General features: G+C 43.2%; 20 protein-coding genes. All 20 read left to right on the top strand.

The genetic code is table 11. The features are described 5' to 3' along the window. Positions 1-248: 248 nt before the first annotated feature. The 20 genes from V6E90_RS14940 (at position 249) to V6E90_RS14845 (ending at position 17,882) form a co-directional block, all read left to right on the top strand. Positions 249-1,520, top strand: coding sequence for a glycosyltransferase family 4 protein (locus V6E90_RS14940; protein ID WP_332605819.1), 1,272 nt, complete (start codon positions 249-251; stop codon positions 1,518-1,520). A 38-nt stretch (positions 1,521-1,558) separates the two neighbouring features. Further along, a complete protein-coding gene (locus V6E90_RS14935; RefSeq protein WP_332605788.1) occupies positions 1,559-2,110 on the top strand; it encodes a phosphatase PAP2 family protein in 552 nt (183 codons plus the stop codon). A gap of 96 nt (positions 2,111-2,206) precedes the next feature. Further along, entirely contained in the window at positions 2,207-2,407 is a 201-nt protein-coding gene (gene iscX / locus V6E90_RS14930; protein ID WP_332605787.1) for a Fe-S cluster assembly protein IscX, read from the top strand. Positions 2,408-2,514: 107 nt separating this feature from the next. Continuing rightward, entirely contained in the window at positions 2,515-2,946 is a 432-nt protein-coding gene (gene ndk, locus V6E90_RS14925) for a nucleoside-diphosphate kinase (RefSeq protein WP_004652531.1), read from the top strand. Between the two features lie 121 nt (positions 2,947-3,067). Then, the gene (gene rlmN / locus V6E90_RS14920) at positions 3,068-4,303 is read left to right on the top strand and encodes a 23S rRNA (adenine(2503)-C(2))-methyltransferase RlmN (RefSeq protein ID WP_016540721.1); all 1,236 of its coding nucleotides are present in this window, start codon (positions 3,068-3,070) and stop codon (positions 4,301-4,303) included. 16 nt (positions 4,304-4,319) lie between these two features. Beyond that, entirely contained in the window at positions 4,320-5,126 is an 807-nt protein-coding gene (pilW, locus tag V6E90_RS14915; RefSeq protein ID WP_023271336.1) for a type IV pilus biogenesis/stability protein PilW, read from the top strand. Next, a complete protein-coding gene (locus V6E90_RS14910; protein ID WP_016540719.1) occupies positions 5,117-5,911 on the top strand; it encodes a helix-turn-helix domain-containing protein in 795 nt (264 codons plus the stop codon). Before pilW ends, V6E90_RS14910 begins: the two co-directional genes overlap by 10 nt. A gap of 22 nt (positions 5,912-5,933) precedes the next feature. Then, positions 5,934-7,049, top strand: a complete 1,116-nt coding sequence (gene ispG / locus V6E90_RS14905; protein ID WP_004802647.1) for a flavodoxin-dependent (E)-4-hydroxy-3-methylbut-2-enyl-diphosphate synthase — start codon at positions 5,934-5,936, stop codon at positions 7,047-7,049. Next, a complete protein-coding gene (gene hisS, locus V6E90_RS14900) occupies positions 7,046-8,338 on the top strand; it encodes a histidine--tRNA ligase (protein ID WP_016540717.1) in 1,293 nt (430 codons plus the stop codon). Before ispG ends, hisS begins: the two co-directional genes overlap by 4 nt. Positions 8,339-8,367: 29 nt before the next feature. Further along, complete coding sequence (locus V6E90_RS14895; RefSeq protein ID WP_332605786.1) at positions 8,368-9,066, top strand: YfgM family protein; 699 nt, start codon at positions 8,368-8,370, stop codon at positions 9,064-9,066. Beyond that, on the top strand, positions 9,066-10,208 hold the full coding sequence (gene bamB, locus V6E90_RS14890) for an outer membrane protein assembly factor BamB (RefSeq protein ID WP_332605785.1): 1,143 nt from the start codon (positions 9,066-9,068) through the stop codon (positions 10,206-10,208). Before V6E90_RS14895 ends, bamB begins: the two co-directional genes overlap by 1 nt. A 176-nt stretch (positions 10,209-10,384) precedes the next feature. Next, the gene (gene der / locus V6E90_RS14885) at positions 10,385-11,794 is read left to right on the top strand and encodes a ribosome biogenesis GTPase Der (RefSeq protein ID WP_159414268.1); all 1,410 of its coding nucleotides are present in this window, start codon (positions 10,385-10,387) and stop codon (positions 11,792-11,794) included. A 252-nt stretch (positions 11,795-12,046) separates the two neighbouring features. Continuing rightward, entirely contained in the window at positions 12,047-12,661 is a 615-nt protein-coding gene (locus V6E90_RS14880) for a beta-ketoacyl synthase chain length factor (protein ID WP_332605784.1), read from the top strand. Further along, positions 12,646-13,467, top strand: a complete 822-nt coding sequence (locus V6E90_RS14875; RefSeq protein ID WP_141669910.1) for a lysophospholipid acyltransferase family protein — start codon at positions 12,646-12,648, stop codon at positions 13,465-13,467. Before V6E90_RS14880 ends, V6E90_RS14875 begins: the two co-directional genes overlap by 16 nt. Then, positions 13,451-13,711, top strand: a complete 261-nt coding sequence (locus V6E90_RS14870; RefSeq protein ID WP_005206340.1) for a phosphopantetheine-binding protein — start codon at positions 13,451-13,453, stop codon at positions 13,709-13,711. The genes V6E90_RS14875 and V6E90_RS14870 overlap by 17 nt, the downstream gene beginning before the upstream one ends. A gap of 11 nt (positions 13,712-13,722) precedes the next feature. Continuing rightward, positions 13,723-13,971, top strand: coding sequence for an acyl carrier protein (locus V6E90_RS14865; RefSeq protein WP_005193178.1), 249 nt, complete (start codon positions 13,723-13,725; stop codon positions 13,969-13,971). Beyond that, positions 13,968-14,519 carry a septation protein IspZ gene (locus V6E90_RS14860; RefSeq protein ID WP_016540711.1) on the top strand — a complete coding sequence of 184 codons (552 nt, stop codon included), beginning with the start codon at positions 13,968-13,970 and terminating at the stop codon, positions 14,517-14,519. The genes V6E90_RS14865 and V6E90_RS14860 overlap by 4 nt, the downstream gene beginning before the upstream one ends. A gap of 6 nt (positions 14,520-14,525) precedes the next feature. Further along, positions 14,526-16,199, top strand: a complete 1,674-nt coding sequence (locus V6E90_RS14855; protein WP_332605783.1) for an AMP-binding protein — start codon at positions 14,526-14,528, stop codon at positions 16,197-16,199. A 10-nt stretch (positions 16,200-16,209) separates the two neighbouring features. After that, complete coding sequence (locus V6E90_RS14850) at positions 16,210-16,950, top strand: glycosyltransferase family 2 protein (protein ID WP_332605782.1); 741 nt, start codon at positions 16,210-16,212, stop codon at positions 16,948-16,950. Then, on the top strand, positions 16,950-17,882 hold the full coding sequence (locus V6E90_RS14845; RefSeq protein WP_332605781.1) for an LpxL/LpxP family acyltransferase: 933 nt from the start codon (positions 16,950-16,952) through the stop codon (positions 17,880-17,882). The genes V6E90_RS14850 and V6E90_RS14845 overlap by 1 nt, the downstream gene beginning before the upstream one ends. The last annotated feature ends 24 nt before the right edge of the window (positions 17,883-17,906 follow it).

Genomic DNA, 17,906 nt, shown 5'->3' with positions numbered 1-17,906 from the left:
CGTTGATATTGCGCTAAGGCAAAGCTTAATCGCTTTGGCTTGCTCAGGTTGCTGATGACGTTTCCGAGTATCATGTTTCTGATCAAACTTAGGTTAAGTATTTATTGTGTTGTGTGCAAATACCCAGTTTCAGACTGGGCATTTTTTATTTTAAGACTGTCAAAAAACTGTCATAGACTGATCATTAAAGTGTCAAATAATGTTTTTAAGCTGAAAGCATGAAAATAACGACACAAATGGATGGCGATATGCAAAGTACATACGCGACATCTCTATTCAAGCAAGAGTTTCCTGAAAATTTTAAATTTTACTTTAAAAGGAAACAACTTAAAAATAAACAAGATGAATTGTCTGAGCTTCGTGATCTTGTTCGTCCTCGTCTCCGAATCGCCATTGTAACCGAAACATGGCCACCAGAAATCAATGGCGTAGCGCTGTCGATGATGCAGTTGTGCCAAGGTCTACAACGACTTGGACATAAGATTCTATTGGTACGACCAACCCAAAAAGCAGTCTGTACCGAATTTCATCCCGAACAAGAATGTTTGGTCATGTCACAACCGATTCCGAAATACCCAAGTATTCAGTTCGGTTGGCCGCAATATATTAAAGTGTCTAAAGCCTTTGAAAAATTTGCCCCAGATGTGGTGCATATTGTGACTGAAGGGCCTTTGGGTTTAACCGCCTTACAAGCAGCGAAATCAAGGAAAATCGCAGTTTCCAGTGGTTTTCATTCTGCCTTTCATGACTTTAGCCGCTTCTTTGACTTGGCTTTCTTGGTTAAGCCGATTCAGCGCTATTTAACGTGGTTTCATAACAGTACCGATGTGACCTGTGTGCCAAGTCAATATACCGAACAAGCTTTACGTGGCTTCGGTGTGACTTGCCCATTGGTGGTAGTTGGACGCGGTGTAGATACCGAAAAATTTTCACCTAAGCATCGTTCACAACAGCTCCGCCAACAATGGGGTGTTGATGCTGATACCCGAGTGATGCTGTATGTCGGGCGCTTATCACCTGAAAAAGAAGTTGACGTGCTGATCAAGAGCTTTCACGCATTACAAGCCCTACAAGGCAAAAATAGCAAATTTGTGATTGTCGGTGATGGCCCAGATCGTGCCCGTCTGGGCAAGATGGCACAATCAGATGACATTATTTTCATGGGCAGTCTGAGTGGTCGTGAACTCTCAGCCGCGTATGCCAGTGCTGATGTATTTGCCTTTGCCAGCCAAGCCGATACGTTTGGAAATGTGGTCTTAGAAGCAATTGCCAGCGGCTTAGCGGTGGTGGCTTATGATTATGTCTGCGCCCATCAGCATGTACAACCGAATGTCACTGGTTGGTTGAGTCCATTGGGGCAAACAGATCATCTCATTCAATCGATTTGCCAATTACCTGCCTTGCTGCAACTACGGCAAATGGGCTTATTGGCCAGTGAAAGTGTGCAGCAAAGTAGCTGGCAGTTCCCCGTACAACAATTAGAACAAGCATTGTATCAAGTCGTGAGGAGTCTCCCATGACCGCGACTTAAGCTACTCTCAAAAAGAGGAGAAATCGTATGAATCTTCAAAATGCAAAAATAAAAATACTCGATTTAGATTTAAAGGGCTGTGTTTACCTCAATCATCTGTCTCAGTCACAACGAATCGCTTTATTTTTTAAAATGATCAGTCGTTTGGGGGATGGGCCATTTTGGTATGTGATGTTGTTGTCTGTATGGGCAATGCAAGGTCTGGCATACGGGCTGCAAATATTGTATGTGATTGCGGCAGGCTCTGTCGGAACCTTGATCTATAAGTTTTTGAAAAACAAAACCACACGACCGAGACCGTATCAAGTACATCAGGTGATTGTCTTGGGCGAGCGACCGTTGGATCACTTTAGCTTTCCATCAGGTCATACTTTACATGCGGTCATGGTGACGATCACATTGGGCTATATTCAACCCTTATTATTGTTGTTGATGCTGCCATTTACGATTTTGGTTGCCTTGTCTCGCATGGTGCTTGGTCTGCATTATCCAAGTGATGTGATTGTGGGGGCGATGATTGGTGCATCGGTTGCCAGTGGCATTATCTTATTGGCTCCAACGGCCAATATCGCTTTGTAAGGTGTTTTATCTCGAATTTAGCGACAGAACACTATCTCTTAATTTGTATGATTTGTTAAAGTACGCTCAATTACATTCATTTATTTAGGTTGTCATATGGGCTTACGTTGGACAGATACGGTTGATATTGCGATTGAACTCACCGAAGCACACCCAGATGTAGATCCACAATGGATTCGTTTTACCGATTTACATGCATGGGTTTGTGCTTTGCCTGACTTTAGTGATGACCCAAATAAGTCAACTGAAGGTTTGCTTGAAGCCATTCAAATGGCATGGCTAGATGAAGTTCGTTAAAAATTCGTCAGAAAACGCTTAAGTTTTGCATATTCAAGCTGATTATTAGCGATGACATCGGTATAATGCGGCAAATTTTTTAGTTTAAACCATAATAGGAGTCAATCATGGCGATTGAACGTACTTTATCTATCGTAAAACCAGATGCAGTTTCTAAAAACCACATCGGCGACATCTTTGCTCGTTTCGAAAAATCAGGTTTGAAAATTGTTGCAACTAAAATGAAACACCTTTCTCAAGCTGATGCTGAAGGTTTTTATGCAGAGCACAAAGAACGTGGTTTCTTTGCTGACTTAGTTGCATTCATGACTTCTGGTCCAGTGGTTGTTTCAGTTCTTGAAGGCGAAAATGCAGTTCTTGCTCACCGCGAAATTTTAGGCGCTACAAACCCTAAAGAAGCTGCTCCAGGCACAATCCGCGCTGACTTCGCTGTAAGCATCGACGAAAACGCTGCTCACGGTTCTGACTCAGTTGCTTCTGCTGAGCGTGAAATCGCTTACTTCTTTGCTGATAACGAGATTTGCCCACGCACTCGTTAATCCAAAGTATTCAAGCCAGATAAGTGGTATACTACTTATCTGGTTTTTTATTTTTTATAGATTGAGTTGTGCAAATAATGCACGGCTATTTTTAGCGCTGATATTGTTTAGGTAAATGTACATGAGTTCTGCAGTGGTCGTTTCATCAGAAAATTTAGATGAAAAACAACAGTCTGTTTCTACGCCTGTCGTTCATGCTGCCGAGAAAAAAGTAAATTTACTTGGCATGTCTCGAGCTGAACTAGAAAAATTCTTTGAAGATTTGGGCGAAAAAAAGTTTCGCGCAGGTCAGGTCATGAAATGGGTGCACCAATATTTTGTGACTGATTTTGCTGAGATGAGTAATATCTCTGGCAAATTACGTGAAAAACTTGAAAAGATTTGTGAAATTAAAGCGCCTGAAGTGGTGCATCGTAACTACTCGAAAGATGGTACCCGTAAATGGGTATTCCGCGTAGGAGATGGCGAAGGTTCTCTGGTCGAAACCGTCCTGATTCCTGCGGAAGATAAAACGGGTGCACGTAAAACCTTGTGTATTTCTTCGCAAGTGGGTTGTGCGCTGGATTGTTCATTCTGTTCGACAGGTAAACAAGGTTTCCAGCGTGACCTGACACCAGCAGAAATCATTGGTCAGTTGTGGATGGCGAATTATTCCTATATGGAAGATGTGCCAGTCGCTGAACGCGAACGTACTGTGACCAATGTGGTGATGATGGGTATGGGTGAGCCTTTACTCAATTATGATGCTGTACTCAGTTCCATGCAATTGATGCTGGACGACTTTGCTTATGGCATGTCAAAGCGCCGTGTGACCTTATCGACATCGGGTGTCGTACCGAAAATTGATCAGCTGGCACAGGACATTGATGTCGCTTTGGCGATTTCATTACACGCGCCAAATGATGAACTTCGTAATGAATTGGTGCCGATTAATAAAAAATATCCATTACAGCAATTAATCGCGGCTTGCCAACGTTATCTCGCTAAAGATGGTAATGAAAGCTCACGTCGTCACGTGACCATCGAATATGTGATGCTCGATGGTGTGAATGACAAACCTGAGCATGCACAGCAGTTATTAAAACTGTTAAAAAATCTACCGAGTAAGATCAATCTTATTCCATTTAACCCGTTCCCGCATGCGCCTTATGGTCGTTCGAGCCGTAACCGAATTATTGCCTTCCAAAAAACTTTGTCGGATGCAGGATTTGTGTGTACGATTCGTCAGACACGTGGCGATGATATTGATGCTGCGTGTGGACAATTGGTAGGACAGGTCGCTGACCGTACTCGTCGTGCCGAACAATGGAAAAAGAAAGTGGCGCAACGACAAGAAATTTTGCGCACACAAGGATAATACTTGGGGAAAGGCGTTGAAGATCACTCGAACAAAAACGATTATAAGCACGGCTGTTGGGTTTATTTTATTGAGCTTAACCGCGTGTCAATCGACATCGACAGCATTAAAAAAAGATCCAGAAAAAGCTGTGCAAGTGCGTACTCAACTTGCTGCCGAATATATTCGTAATCGTGATCTGGATTCAGCCAAGCGTTCGCTGGACCAAGCCCTAAAAGTTGATTCTCGTGATGCCAATGCCAATATGATGATGGGCATTTTGCTGCAACAAGAGGGCAGCGCCAGTAATATGGAAAAAGCAGAGACTTATTTTAAGCGGGCAATTTCTGCAGAACCAGACAATGCGCAAGCGCGTAATAATTACGGTACATATTTGTATCAACAGCAACGCTATAATGAAGCGATTGAGCAATTTACCCGTGCGGGTGCAACTTTAGGCTATGAACAACGGTTTCAGTCGTTGGAAAACCTAGGGCGAATCTATTTAAGATTGGGCGATGTTGCGAATGCTGAAAAATCATTCAAACAGGCGCTACAAGCGAATCGAAACGCAACCATTTCAATGTTAGAGTTGGCGGAAATTTTCTATTTGCAACAAAATAATAGAGATGCATCGCAACTATACGAACAATATGTTCGTAATGTAGGACAGAAAAACCAAGGTGCTCGGGCACTTTGGATTGGTTTACGCATTGCTCGAGCGAATGCGGATCAATTAGGAATGCAAGTGTTAGTCAATCAACTGCGCGCACTCTTTCCTGATAGTCCAGAATATCAACGTTATTTGCAATTACAGTACAGTACTGAGGCCGTATGGAAATAAATCCAAATTCACATCAGCCAACTGGCACAACCTCGCCATCGTCAACCTTAGGAAATATTCAACGACCTGGTGAGTATTTGCGTCAAATTCGTATTGCACAAAAGAAAGAAATTGAAGAGATTGCAAACGTATTGAATATGCCTGTCAAAACCTTGACAGCATTGGAGCAAGATGATTATAAATCATTGCCAGAAGCGACCTTTATCAAAGGCTATTATCGTGCTTATGCAAAGCATTTAAATGCAGATGCCAGTGCGATTATTCAGCGTTTTGATGAAATTTATGTTAATGATACTGGACTGAAAGCCAGCCATGCCTTGAATAATTCTCCAATTAAAATTATGGGGAAATTATCAGGCTCGAAAAGCGTGCGTAACCGGATCTGGTTAAAACGGATTGCAATCGTGGCGGCTGTTGCAGTTTTAGCGTGGTTGGCAGTTATGGCGGTGCAGAATTGGACATCAGGCCATAAAGATGAAGATGATGTGCCAAAGATCAAAAACTCGGATGTTCAGATTTTGCCGATGGGGAATACCACCACGGCAACATCTGGTGACCAATTGGTCTTGAATTTTAATCGACCAACTTCTGTGCATATTGTCGATGCAACAGGTAAAGTATTGGCAACAGGTCGTCAAGCATCGACGTTGACTTTAAGTGGCGAATCGCCATTTCAAATTCGTTTAGATGATGCGACCGCAGTAGCATTGACTTTAAATCAGGAGCAAATTTCGTTGTCTCCATATACGGTCAATGGAAAAGCAGAATTCCGTTTGTCTCGTTAATGCCAAAGAGTAGAGCTATACGATGATTGTGAATCCAATTAAACGCCGTCCAACACGAAAAATCCGTGTCGGTTCGGTGTATGTCGGTGGTGATGCCCCGATCAGTGTTCAAAGTATGACCAATACTGAAACCTGTGATGTGGATGCAACTGTGGCGCAAATCCAGCGCTGTGCAGATGCAGGTGCGGATATCATGCGTGTTTCAGTACCGTCAATGGAAGCCGCAGAGGCGTTTGGCGCGATTCGTAAACGCGTTTCTGTGCCATTGGTGGCCGATATTCATTTTGATCATCGTATTGCTTTAGCGGTTGCGGACTACGGCGCAGACTGTTTACGGATCAACCCAGGCAATATCGGTTCGGATCAGAAAGTGCGTGAAGTGGTTGCTGCGGCAAAACATCATGGTATTTCGATTCGTATTGGGGTGAATGCGGGGTCTCTGGAAAAAGACTTGCAAGTGAAGTATGGCGAGCCAACAGGGCAGGCCTTACTTGAATCGGCAATGCGTCATATCGACATCTTAGACCGTTTAGACTTCCATGAGTTTAAAGTGAGTGTTAAAGCATCGAATGTGTTTCTGACCATGGATGCTTATCGCTTATTGTCTCAACAAATTGATAATCCACTGCATTTGGGTGTAACTGAGGCAGGCATTTACCGTACAGGTACAGTCAAATCAGCAATTGCTTTGGGTGGACTGTTGATGGAAGGCATTGGCGATACCATGCGTATTTCGCTGGCTGCTGAACCGGAAGATGAAATTAAAATCGGTTTTGATATTTTAAAATCCTTGGGCTTACGCTCAAACGGGATTAACTTTATTGCTTGTCCAAGCTGTTCACGTCAGGAATTCAATGTAATTCAAGTGATGCAGGCCTTGGAAGAGCGTTTAGAAGATATCCGTACCCCGATGGACTTGTCTGTGATCGGATGTAAAGTGAATGGTCCAGGTGAAGCGAAAGAAGCTGATATCGGGATTGTCGGTGCGTCACCGCGTTCACTGGTCTATCGAAATGGTGAAAAGAGCCATTTAATTGATACAAATCAGCTGGTTGATGAAATTGAAACAATGGTTCGTCAACGTGTTCAAGAGCTTGAAGAAGCAAAATCTAAAGTCATTATTCGTAGTTCATCATGAGTTCAATCGTCGCTATTAAAGGTTTTAATGACACTCTTCCAACGCAAACTGCGGCTTGGAGAAGTCTGGAACAGCAACTTGCATCGTTAATGGATGCATATGGTTATCAACAAATCCGTTTGCCAATCGTTGAGCAAACCGGTCTATTCAAGCGTGCCATTGGCGATGCGACCGATATTGTTGAAAAAGAAATGTATACCTTTTTCGACAAAGGTACACCGCCAGAATCACTGACCTTACGTCCTGAAGGAACCGCAGGTTGTGTACGTGCGATGTTGGAGCATAACTTGCTGCGTGGTGCGACACCACGAGTCTGGTACCTCGGGCCAATGTTCCGCTATGAAAAACCGCAAAAAGGTCGTTATCGCCAATTCCACCAATTTGGTGTGGAAACTTTTGGTGTTGCAACACCAGATATCGATGCTGAAATCATTTTAATGACCGCACGTTTATGGAAACGTATGGGTGTGGCAGAACATGTGCGCTTAGAGTTAAATACTTTAGGTGAAATCGATGAGCGAGCAGCCTATCGTGCAGCCTTGGTTGAGTTTTTAAGTCAACACAAAGATGCCTTAGATGAAGACTCGCAACGCCGTTTAAGCACCAATCCATTGCGTATTCTGGATTCTAAAGTTGAATCAACGCAAAAGATTTTGGAAAATGCGCCGAAGTTGCATGATTTCTTAAAAGAAGATTCCATCAATCACTTCCAACAACTGCAACAATATCTGACGGATGCAGGAATTGAGTTTGTGATTAACCAGAAACTGGTACGTGGTTTGGACTATTACAACAAGACTGTATTTGAGTGGACCACCACCATGTTGGGTTCACAAGGTACCGTATGTGCTGGTGGCCGCTACGATGGTTTGGTTGGGCAGCTCAAAGGCAAAGCGGATCAATCAGTGCCTGCCGTTGGTTTTGCCATGGGGATGGAGCGCTTACTGTTATTGGTTGAACAGGTTACGCAAGTCAAAGATGCACGTGATTGTGAAATCTTCTTGTTAGCTGAACCTGCATATCAAGCCAAAGCCTTGGTCTTGGCTGAGCAAATCCGTGATCAGTTAGAAGCTGCAAACAGCTCGCTTCGTTTAAAAACGGGTTCACAAGGCAGTATGAAAAGCCAAATGAAAAAGGCCGATCAATCAGGTGCAACCTATGCGGTGATCTTGGGTGAGCGTGAGTGGGAATCTCAGCAGTTATTGGTGAAAGCGCTTGCGACAGCTGAGCAATCACAAGTTGCACTCACTGAGCTGACGCCATTTTTTATCGAAAAATTTAAACAATAAATTGCAAAATTTAGGAAAAGGACAATCACATGAGTTTAAGTGATGATGAACAACTCGACCAGTTAAAGTCGTTTGCCAAAAAATATGGTTCTGCAATGATTAGCGGAATTCTCATTGCCTTGATTGCCTTTTTCGGATGGGAATACTGGCATAAGAAAAACCTTGCCGAAGCCCAGAACCAAACGGCGAAGGTACAAAAGTTGATGGATGAGGCGAAAGCAGCATCCGGTCAACCGAATGCCTTTGCCAGCTTATCTGAAACAGCAGATAAAATTGTGAAAGATGATGCAGACTCTGCTCAGGCGATTCAAACACAATTTATCATGGCGAAACTTGCCTATGACAAGCAAGACTATGCAGCTGCTGAAAAAGCCTTGAAGAAAGTTGAAACTTCAAAAGTTAAAGATGCAGGTTTATTGCAAATTGTTAAATTACGTTTGGCTGATGCACAATTAGCGCAAAGCAAATATGACGAAGCGTTAAAAACTTTAACGAGCGTGACTGATCCTGCGTTCAAGGCGAGTGCTGAAGAGCTTCGCGGTGATATTTTCGTTGCGAAAAAAGACAACGCGTCTGCGCGTAAAGCGTATCAAAGTGCATGGGATAACCTGCTCGAGCGTAAACAAGAGCGTCAGCTTTTACAAATTAAACTCGAAAGTGTTGGCGTTTTAGTAGATGATCCTGAGTTTGAGCGCCCGATCTTAGATACCAAAGTGGATGAGTCTTAATGCAGAATAAACTAAAACTACCTTTGGCAATTGCAATTGCTTCAGCTTTACTCGTTGGTTGTTCAAGCAATAAAGTAAAAGAAGCAAAACCGAATCCATTGCCAAAGATCACACAAGAACAAAATTTAAGCCTTGTGTTTTCACAAAGTGTTTCGTCTACCGATGCTGCTGAAGCGTTACGCTTGCAGTTAGATACAGACAATGGTGTGATTTTTGCGATTGACCCAGATGGTCAGGTTTCTGCATACAAAGGTAAACAGCGTCTTTGGAAAAGTAAAATCACCAAACAAGAACTTACCGCAGGTGTTGAGGCGGGTGAAGGGATTGTGGTCAGCGGCAATCGTAAAGGACAGTTATTTGCTTTAGACCAAGCGACAGGTGAGCAAAAATGGACTGCGAAATTGTCGGGTGCCATTCTATCTCCATCGCTGATCCAGTCGGGTCGTGTGATTACCATTGCTAATGATGGTACGGTATTTGCGCATGATGCAGCGACAGGACAACAGGTTTGGGCGTATAAACTACCGAATGTTCAGTTTAGTTTACGTGGTCAACCTGCACCTGTCAGCTTGGATGAGCGTACTGTGCTGATTGGTTCTGCCAATGCCTATATTTATGCATTAGATATCATCAGTGGTGTGCCACGTTTCCAACGTCGTGTGGCAATTAGTGAAGGTCGTTCAGATATTCAGCGTTTAGTGGATGTGGTGGGTGATCCGGTTGTTTCAGGTCAATATCTGGTGACAACAAGCTTCCAAGGCCAAGTCACGGTAACGGATCTTGCAACACAACGTGTGGTGTGGAGCGAAGATGCTAGCAGCACCAACAGTGCTGAAGTCGCAGATGATAAAGTCTTCGTTGCGACCACAGATGGCAAGTTGAATGCATATAGCTTGGCAACAGGTGAGTTGGTTTGGCAAAATGAAGAATTGTTGAATCGTAAGCTCAGTAATCCTGTCATGTTAGGACAAAATCTGGTTGTAGGTGATTTGGATGGTGTGCTGCATTTGATTAATCCTGCTTCGGGTAAGCTGATTGGCCGCGCCAAAACCAGTGGTGAAGTGCGCTCATTACGCGTGATTGACAATCAGCTCTATGTTGCGACACGAAAAGGTGCATTAACCATTTGGCAGAATCGTTAATTTTGCGCTAGCTTGTGGTAAAATGCACAATTAGCTATGGCTAATAAAAGAATGATCGGGGATTTTGTTTAAACAAAACCCCGAATTTTTATTGTGATTACTTGATCACCAAAATCTTCCATACTGTTTCTGATACGATGCCATCAACGATGGCTCGTCTGAATTAAGGTTAATTTATGAAACCCGTTATTGCGCTTATTGGTCGTCCAAACGTCGGAAAATCAACGCTATTTAACCAAATCACCAAAAGTCGTGATGCTTTGGTTGCTGACTTCGCTGGTTTAACTCGTGACCGCAAATATGGCGATGCGGTTTTTCAGAATAAATCGTTCATTGTTGTCGATACCGGTGGTATTGGTGAGAATGAAGGCGGCATTGATTCATACATGGCAGAGCAGTCAAAAACGGCGATCCATGAAGCGGACATCATTGTGTTTGTTGTGGATGCACGTGCTGGCTTATTGGCATCAGACGAACAAATTGCCCGTGAACTGCGTACTCTGGGTAAAAAAGTTTACTTGGTTGCCAATAAAGTTGATGGTGTTCATGCTGAGGCTGCGCTGGTTGAGTTTTATAAACTGGGTATGGGTGAGCCATTACAAGTTGCTGCGAGCCACGGCCGTGGTGTTCAGCAAATGCTTGAAGATGTATTGGCTGAAGTTCCTGAAGATGAAAATCCAGAAGAACATAATAAAAACACAGGTCTGCGTTTAGCGATTATTGGTCGTCCAAACGTGGGTAAATCGACTTTGGTAAACCGTTTATTGGGTGAAGAGCGTGTGGTTGCGTTCGACCAACCAGGTACAACACGCGACTCGATTTATATTCCTTATGAGCGTGATGGCCGTCAATATACCTTGATCGATACCGCTGGTGTTCGTCGTAAAGGTAAAGTCGATGAGATGATTGAGAAATTCTCAATCGTGAAAACACTGCAAGCCATGAAAGATGCCCATGTCGTGGTGGTTGTGGTCGATGCCCGCGAAGGAATTGTTGAACAAGACTTGCATTTGATTGGTTATGCGCTGGAAGCAGGTCGTGCCATGGTGATTGCGATCAACAAATGGGACAACATGACCGAGTATGATCGTAAGCAATGTAAACTCGATGTGGAACGTCGTTTTGACTTTATTCCATGGGCGAAGATTCATTTGATTTCGGCATTACACGGTACGGGTGTGGGTGAGCTTTATCCATCGATTCACCGTGCTTATGAATCTGCAAACCTAAAAGTTTCTCCTGCGAAACTGACTCAAATTTTAAGTGATGCAACAGATGCACATCAGCCACCAATGATCAGTGGTCGCCGTATTAAAATGCGTTATGCGCATATGGGCGGACAAAATCCACCAACCATCGTGATCCACGGTAATAAGGTGGATAAAACACCTGCGGACTATCGCCGTTACTTGGAAAACGTATTCCGTAAAGTCTATAAACTTGAAGGAACACCGGTTCGTATTGACTTTAAGACGTCAGAGAACCCGTTTGAAGGGCGTAAATCACAAGTTGATGAGCGTGTGGCAGCACGTAAACGCCGTTATGTTCAGAAGTTCAAGAAAGCGGAAAAGAAATTCAAGCGTTAAGCTGCACTTGATGCCAAAAGCCCAAAGTTTGCTTTGGGCTTTTTTGATGTTATTATTTTTGTTAATTAATATAAACAATGCGTGATTTTATTTAGTTTTACTTATCTTTGGTTTTTATTGAAAAATAAATAATGCAAGACATTGAAATATAATGAAAATTATTTTTTGTTAAATTTCTTCTGAGTGCTATAATGCCACCGCAAAATTTCTACAAATTGATTATTTTTTAAACCATATTGGATTGTGCATGGCATGTTGAAACTCCATCTAACGCAGCCTCAGTTCATTGATGCACAGCAAAACTATGCTGCGTTGGACACGATTCCTGCCATGCAACGTCGCCGTTTATCTGCGTTGGCAAAAATGGCATTAAGCAGTGCTTTGACAAGCCTAAATGGTCAGCGTGTTGATTATATTGTCTGGGCCTCCCGCTATGGGGATGAACAAAAAACCTTGGATATTCTTCAAGACGTATTACAACAACAGACACCATCACCAACACAATTTTCAACCTCAGTTCACAATGCGATCGCAGGCTTGTATTCGATTCTATGTCAGGATGCGACGCCTTCGACAAGTTTAAGCTGTGAATGGACGGAAGCATTGATCGAGGCTTATGCAGTTTTAAAATCAACAGCTACCGTACAACGTGTGTTGGTGGTGGCATATGATCAAGCCTTGCCAAATGTTTATGCTGATGCGGTTGAGTTTCCCACATTTGCGTTGGCAAGCATCGTCAGTCTAGAACAGCCCAATTTGGAAGTTTTACAGCTTAATGGCTCAGAATCATTAGAAAGTTTGGCTTTTTACCAGTTTTGGCAGGCTGCAGAAGTTGGCCAATCGGTGTTGAGATGGAAAAAATGTTAAAGCTGAATCAGATTAAACAGAAAGCCAATTATGCTTGGCGTGTTGCAGCAACAGGTTTCAGCTTTGCAAGTTTTGGTGCGGGTGGGGTTGGGATTGCAACCATTGTGGCACCCTTGGTTCATTTAAGCAGCCGCAATCCAGTTGTACGTCAGCAACGTGCACAGCACGTCATTCATTACAGCTTTAAGGGCTTTACTGAAATGATGGTCAAACTTGGGGTCATGACCTACTCAGTAGAGGGACTGGAAAAACTGCAACATAGCCGCCAAGAGTTGGTGATTGCCAATCACCCGACCTTGATTGATGTGGTGGTGATGATTGGATTGATGCAGCAGGCCAATTGTGTGGTGAAGCAATCACTGTGGTCAAATCCGTTTACTCGTGGTCCAGTGCGTAGTGCGGGTTATATTTTAAATGCGGGTTCGCAGCAGTTTATTGAAGACTGTGTACTTCGATTAAAACAGCAAGGTGCAGCTTCATTACTGATCTTTCCTGAGGGAACGCGAACCGAAAAAGGTGAGTGCTTGAACGAATTTCAACGCGGTGCTGCCAATATTGCGATTCGTGCCAATGTACCAGTACGTCCAGTTTTGATTCGATGTACGCCATCGACCTTAACCAAAAATGAAAAATGGTATCATGTGCCCGCACAGCCTTTTCATATCGAGATTAAGGTGTTGGATGCAATAGAAGTCCAAGATATCTTGGCAGATTCAGAAGTTTCACCGAAACAGGTGCGTCAGTTGAATCAGGGTTTTTATCAAATTTTTAATAATGAGTTATCGAAAAATGAGCAATCTTGCTGATGAATTAAAGCAAATGATTATTGATGTTCTCGCGCTTGAGGATATTGGCATCAGTGATATTGAAACTGAAGCACCACTTTTTGGTGAGGGTTTAGGCTTGGACTCAATTGATGCGCTCGAGTTGGGCTTGGCATTGAAAAAACGCTATAACATTCATTTGAATGCAGAATCAGATGAAACCAAACAACATTTTAAATCCGTTCAAAGCTTAGTGGCTTTGGTTGAAGCACAGCAAGCAGGTTAAGGAGTAGATCGATGTTAACTCAAGAGCAGGTGCTGGCAAAGTTAAGAGAATGGATGCAGGATTTATTCGAAATTGAACCTGATGATATCCAACTTGATTCCAATTTATATGAAGATCTCGATGTAGACAGCATTGATGCTGTCGATCTGGTGGTTAAAATTAAAGAACTGACTGGCAAGCAAGTCAAGCCTGAAGATTTTAAAGCGGTCAGAACCGTGCAGGATGTTGTTGTGGTCATTCAGAATATGACTGCTGAATGAGACATCTCATTAGAGGGGCATTGATCACATTTTTTGTGTTATACCCCTTTATTGTTGGATGGAGTCTGTCACATGGACAGTTCATCTGGGTCAGTGTTTTATTGATTATTTTGGGTATTAGTCGCTTGCTGAGCGCCAAAAAAGATTTGCTATTACCGCTGACAGGCTTAGCTATTGTTTGTGGTGGATTGAGTCTGATTTTAAAAGATCATGCTTGGCTCAAGCTTTATCCTGTGGGGATGAGTCTCGGTGCGTTGATCATTTTTGCACTGACGCTATATCGACCACCGTCCATGATTGAGCGCTTTGCACGTCTGGTTGAGCCTGATCTGCCAGCCTCTGGCGTGGTGTGGACACGGAAAGTCACGGTAGTGTGGTGCTTTTTCTTTGCGATGAATGCCGTAATTGCACTGACAACGGTATTTGCACCAATGAAATATTGGATCATTTATAATGGTTTTGTGTCTTACCTATTGATGGGAATATTATTCCTTGGTGAGTACATTTTACGAAAAAGACATCAACGTTTAAATCAAACGACACCTTAAAATATTATGCCTATTTCTTTTTATCATGATGCTGATTCAACGAATGCGTTGTGTATTACTTCTGAATTAAAAACAATTTCTTATGCCGATTTTTGGCAAGACGTCGCCGAGCAAACGGCTGCAATCAAAGTGCTGAGCCAAGAAACGTGGGCATTGTGGGAACAAGACAGCTATCAGTTTCTACTGTTATTATTTGCAGGCGTATTGGCCAATAAAAAAATCATTTTACCTCCCAATCGTGTTCGAGATCTAGAACAACAATTTGCCCAGCAACAAATTTACTTTCTAAGCCGTCAGCCTGTTCCTGCGACTGAGAAGGTAGAACAAAGCTTTTCGCAACTGGTTCGTATCCAACAGGATGATTTCTTAAATCAGGCTGAGATCGTGTTCTTTACCTCGGGCTCAACCGGCGAACCGAAAAAGATTGAACGTACTTTGAAGCAATTGCTCAATGAAGTGATCGGCCTAGCTGGCAGCTTTCATTTCAAAGAAAAAAGCGTTGCCATTGCCACAGTCAGCCACCAGCATATTTATGGATTACTGTTCAAATTGCTTTTACCGTTGGCAACAGGACGTCATTTTTTTAATCCGCAATTGGCTTTTCCTGAAGATGTTATTCAAGCGCAACAGCGCTTAGCCCAACAAGGGTGGGATAACTACTTGATTTCCAGTCCAGCTTTATTAAAACGCTGGACGCAGGATTTAGTCTTGCAGCAGTGCGAAATGGTGTTTAGTTCGGGTGGAAAATTGGATGCGGGTGTTCGACCACATTTGAATGTGCCGATTGTTGAAGTGCTAGGAAGCTCAGAGACAGGCGGGATTGCACATCGTCAATATGATGATGCAGCATGGACGGCATTCAATAATGTTGAGATTCAGATTTCTGCAAACACCCAACTTATGGTGCAAAGCAACCATGCGGGGGAGTCTGGCTGGATCATCACTGGTGATGCTGCTGAGTGGATCAATATCGACAATAAACAATTCAAACTTTTAGGTCGCTTGGACCGCATTATCAAGTTGGAAGAAAAGCGCTTGAGTCTGGATGCGATTGAACACAGTCTGAATAGCTTGCTGGAAGTAGCGCAAAGTCATACACTCCTCCTTGAACATCAGCATCGGCAAATTCTAGCCGCGATTGTGGTACTTAGTGTCGAGGCTCAACAGCAATTAATGACGATAGGTAAAGCCGCTTTTGTCAAACAGTTGAAGCAGCAGTTACAGTATCAGCTGGAAAGCATTGCCATTCCGCGACAGTGGCGCTTTTTAAGTCAGATTCCACAAAATACCCAGTCAAAACGCGATAAAAATTATTTAAAAGCATTATTTAGCCCGATGTTACAGCCTGTCGTATTATCGCAATGGCAACAACAGGATGAGCAGTATTTCAGCCTTGAGTTTCCCGCTGAACTGGAATGTTTTAAGGGGCATTTTCCAACTCAACCGATTTATCCAGGTGTTGGGCAGCTTGGCTTTATTCAGCAGTTTGCGAAAAATAGTTGGTCTGATTTACAGTGGTGTCAGGGCTTTGAGCAATTGAAGTTTCAAAACCTGATTCGTCCTTATGCGGTGGTGCAATTAAAATTAACTCGTAAATTACATAAAATCAGCTTTGAAATGACCTCAGAGCAACAGGTCTTGGCTTCAGGGCGTTTATTGTTTGCGCTTGAACAGGTCTAGGAGTCCGCTGATGTTGAACTATAGCATTGTTATTCCTGTATATAATCATCCGCATTATCTTGCTGATCTTGTTCAGTATCTGGAACAATTCCAATATCCGATTATCCTTGTCAATGATGGTAGTGATGCCGAATGTACAGCGATTCTACATCGACTGGCAGGACAGTATCCATTGGTTGATTTGGTTGAACATCAGACCAACCAAGGCAAGGGACAAGCGGTTATGACTGGGCTGCAATATGCTGCTCAATTAGGCATGACACATGCGCTGCAATTAGATGCGGATGGTCAGCATTGCTGGCAGGATGTGGCGAAATTTATCGAGCAGTCGCAGCAACATCCCCAAGCGATGGTGATTGGACAGCCGATCTTTGATGACTCGGTGCCGAAAAAACGTCTGTATGGACGGTATGTCACGCATTTCTGGGTCTGGTTAAACAGTTTGTCTTTCGAGATTAAAGACAGTATGTGCGGTTTCCGGATCTATCCTTTGGCGAAAACCATAGCTGTACTCAATGCTGCTCAATTTCAACCTCGAATGGGTTTTGATAGTGAAATTTTGGTGCGCTTAAAATGGGATGATACCCCCTTTGTGAATGTGCCTACACGAGTCATTTATCCTGAACATGGTGTGTCACATTTTAATGTGTGGCGGGATAATCTAGGTTTAAGTCAGGCACACGCGCGATTATTCGCAGGGATGTTGCTGCGCTTTCCAAAGTTGATTTGGCATAAGTTTAAGGCAGACTGATGACGACACCGCAAACTTCACAGGATACATGGCATCAGATTAAGGAACGCGGGGGATTGTTGCCGCTGATGCTGATGCTTGGATTTTATCGCTGTGGCGGACGTTGGTTATGCCGTGTGGTACTGTATTTTATTATTATGTGGTATTGGCTGTTTGCGGTAACAGCTCGACAGGCTTCTCTGCAATATTTACAACGTTTGCATCAATTTGCAGGGTCTCAGTCACCGTTTACAGCAATGCCGAACTGGATGAATAGCTATACGCATTTTATGCAGTTTGGTGAATGCATTTTAGATAAAATTGAAGGCTGGTTAGGGCATATTCCTGAGCAAAAACTGCAATTGTTTGGGCATGAGCACTTCCAGCAACACTATCAAAAAGGTGCGATTATTGTGGTGTCGCACTTTGGCAATATTGAGCTACTACGGGCGCTAAAGTCAGAGCACCCGCAAAAAATTAATGTACTGGTGTATCAAAAGCATGCCTCACAATTTAATCAGTTTTTAAAAAAAATTAATGATAAGGCTGACGTCAATTTAATTGCAGTGGATGAACTCGGCATTGAAACTGCGATGCTGTTACAGGAAAAGATGGAGCAGGGTGAGTGGGTGATCGTGGCGGCGGATCGGATTCCTGTGCAATCGGATCGAGTGCAAAGCATCCAGTTCTTGGGACATGAGGCTGTATTACCACAAGGGGCATGGATTTTGGCCAATTTACTCAAAGTTCCTGTGCTGGCGGTGTTTTGTTATCGTGCCCAGCAGAAGTTTCAGGTGCATATTCATGCGATTGCCGAGCAAGTTGATTTACCGCGCAAAACCCGATTAAGTAGCATGCAACAGATCACCCAATCCTATGTCGCCGTATTAGAACAACATTGCTTACGGGCACCGTATCAATGGTTTAATTTTTATCAGTTTTGGACAAAATAACGTGAATGCAAGTCAAAGTGAAGC

Source organism: Acinetobacter sp. ESBL14 (assembly GCF_036668815.1).
GTDB classification, from domain to species: Bacteria; Pseudomonadota; Gammaproteobacteria; order Pseudomonadales; family Moraxellaceae; genus Acinetobacter; species Acinetobacter gyllenbergii.
The sequence above is the reverse complement of the archived record's forward strand: the minus strand, read 5'-3'. Positions and strand labels throughout refer to the sequence as shown.

Bases quoted from the DNA above. Each gene is read 5' to 3' on its own strand.
- V6E90_RS14940 (WP_332605819.1), top strand. From the start codon at position 249: ATGCAAAGTACATACGCGACATCTCTATTCAAGCAAGAGTTTCCTGAA.
- V6E90_RS14935 (WP_332605788.1), top strand. From the start codon at position 1,559: ATGAATCTTCAAAATGCAAAAATAAAAATACTCGATTTAGATTTAAAG.
- iscX (WP_332605787.1), top strand. From the start codon at position 2,207: ATGGGCTTACGTTGGACAGATACGGTTGATATTGCGATTGAACTCACC.
- ndk (WP_004652531.1), top strand. From the start codon at position 2,515: ATGGCGATTGAACGTACTTTATCTATCGTAAAACCAGATGCAGTTTCT.
- rlmN (WP_016540721.1), top strand. From the start codon at position 3,068: ATGAGTTCTGCAGTGGTCGTTTCATCAGAAAATTTAGATGAAAAACAA.
- V6E90_RS14910 (WP_016540719.1), top strand. From the start codon at position 5,117: ATGGAAATAAATCCAAATTCACATCAGCCAACTGGCACAACCTCGCCA.
- ispG (WP_004802647.1), top strand. From the start codon at position 5,934: ATGATTGTGAATCCAATTAAACGCCGTCCAACACGAAAAATCCGTGTC.
- hisS (WP_016540717.1), top strand. From the start codon at position 7,046: ATGAGTTCAATCGTCGCTATTAAAGGTTTTAATGACACTCTTCCAACG.
- V6E90_RS14895 (WP_332605786.1), top strand. From the start codon at position 8,368: ATGAGTTTAAGTGATGATGAACAACTCGACCAGTTAAAGTCGTTTGCC.
- bamB (WP_332605785.1), top strand. From the start codon at position 9,066: ATGCAGAATAAACTAAAACTACCTTTGGCAATTGCAATTGCTTCAGCT.
- der (WP_159414268.1), top strand. From the start codon at position 10,385: ATGAAACCCGTTATTGCGCTTATTGGTCGTCCAAACGTCGGAAAATCA.
- V6E90_RS14880 (WP_332605784.1), top strand. From the start codon at position 12,047: ATGTTGAAACTCCATCTAACGCAGCCTCAGTTCATTGATGCACAGCAA.
- V6E90_RS14875 (WP_141669910.1), top strand. From the start codon at position 12,646: ATGGAAAAAATGTTAAAGCTGAATCAGATTAAACAGAAAGCCAATTAT.
- V6E90_RS14870 (WP_005206340.1), top strand. From the start codon at position 13,451: ATGAGCAATCTTGCTGATGAATTAAAGCAAATGATTATTGATGTTCTC.
- V6E90_RS14865 (WP_005193178.1), top strand. From the start codon at position 13,723: ATGTTAACTCAAGAGCAGGTGCTGGCAAAGTTAAGAGAATGGATGCAG.
- V6E90_RS14860 (WP_016540711.1), top strand. From the start codon at position 13,968: ATGAGACATCTCATTAGAGGGGCATTGATCACATTTTTTGTGTTATAC.
- V6E90_RS14855 (WP_332605783.1), top strand. From the start codon at position 14,526: ATGCCTATTTCTTTTTATCATGATGCTGATTCAACGAATGCGTTGTGT.
- V6E90_RS14850 (WP_332605782.1), top strand. From the start codon at position 16,210: ATGTTGAACTATAGCATTGTTATTCCTGTATATAATCATCCGCATTAT.
- V6E90_RS14845 (WP_332605781.1), top strand. From the start codon at position 16,950: ATGACGACACCGCAAACTTCACAGGATACATGGCATCAGATTAAGGAA.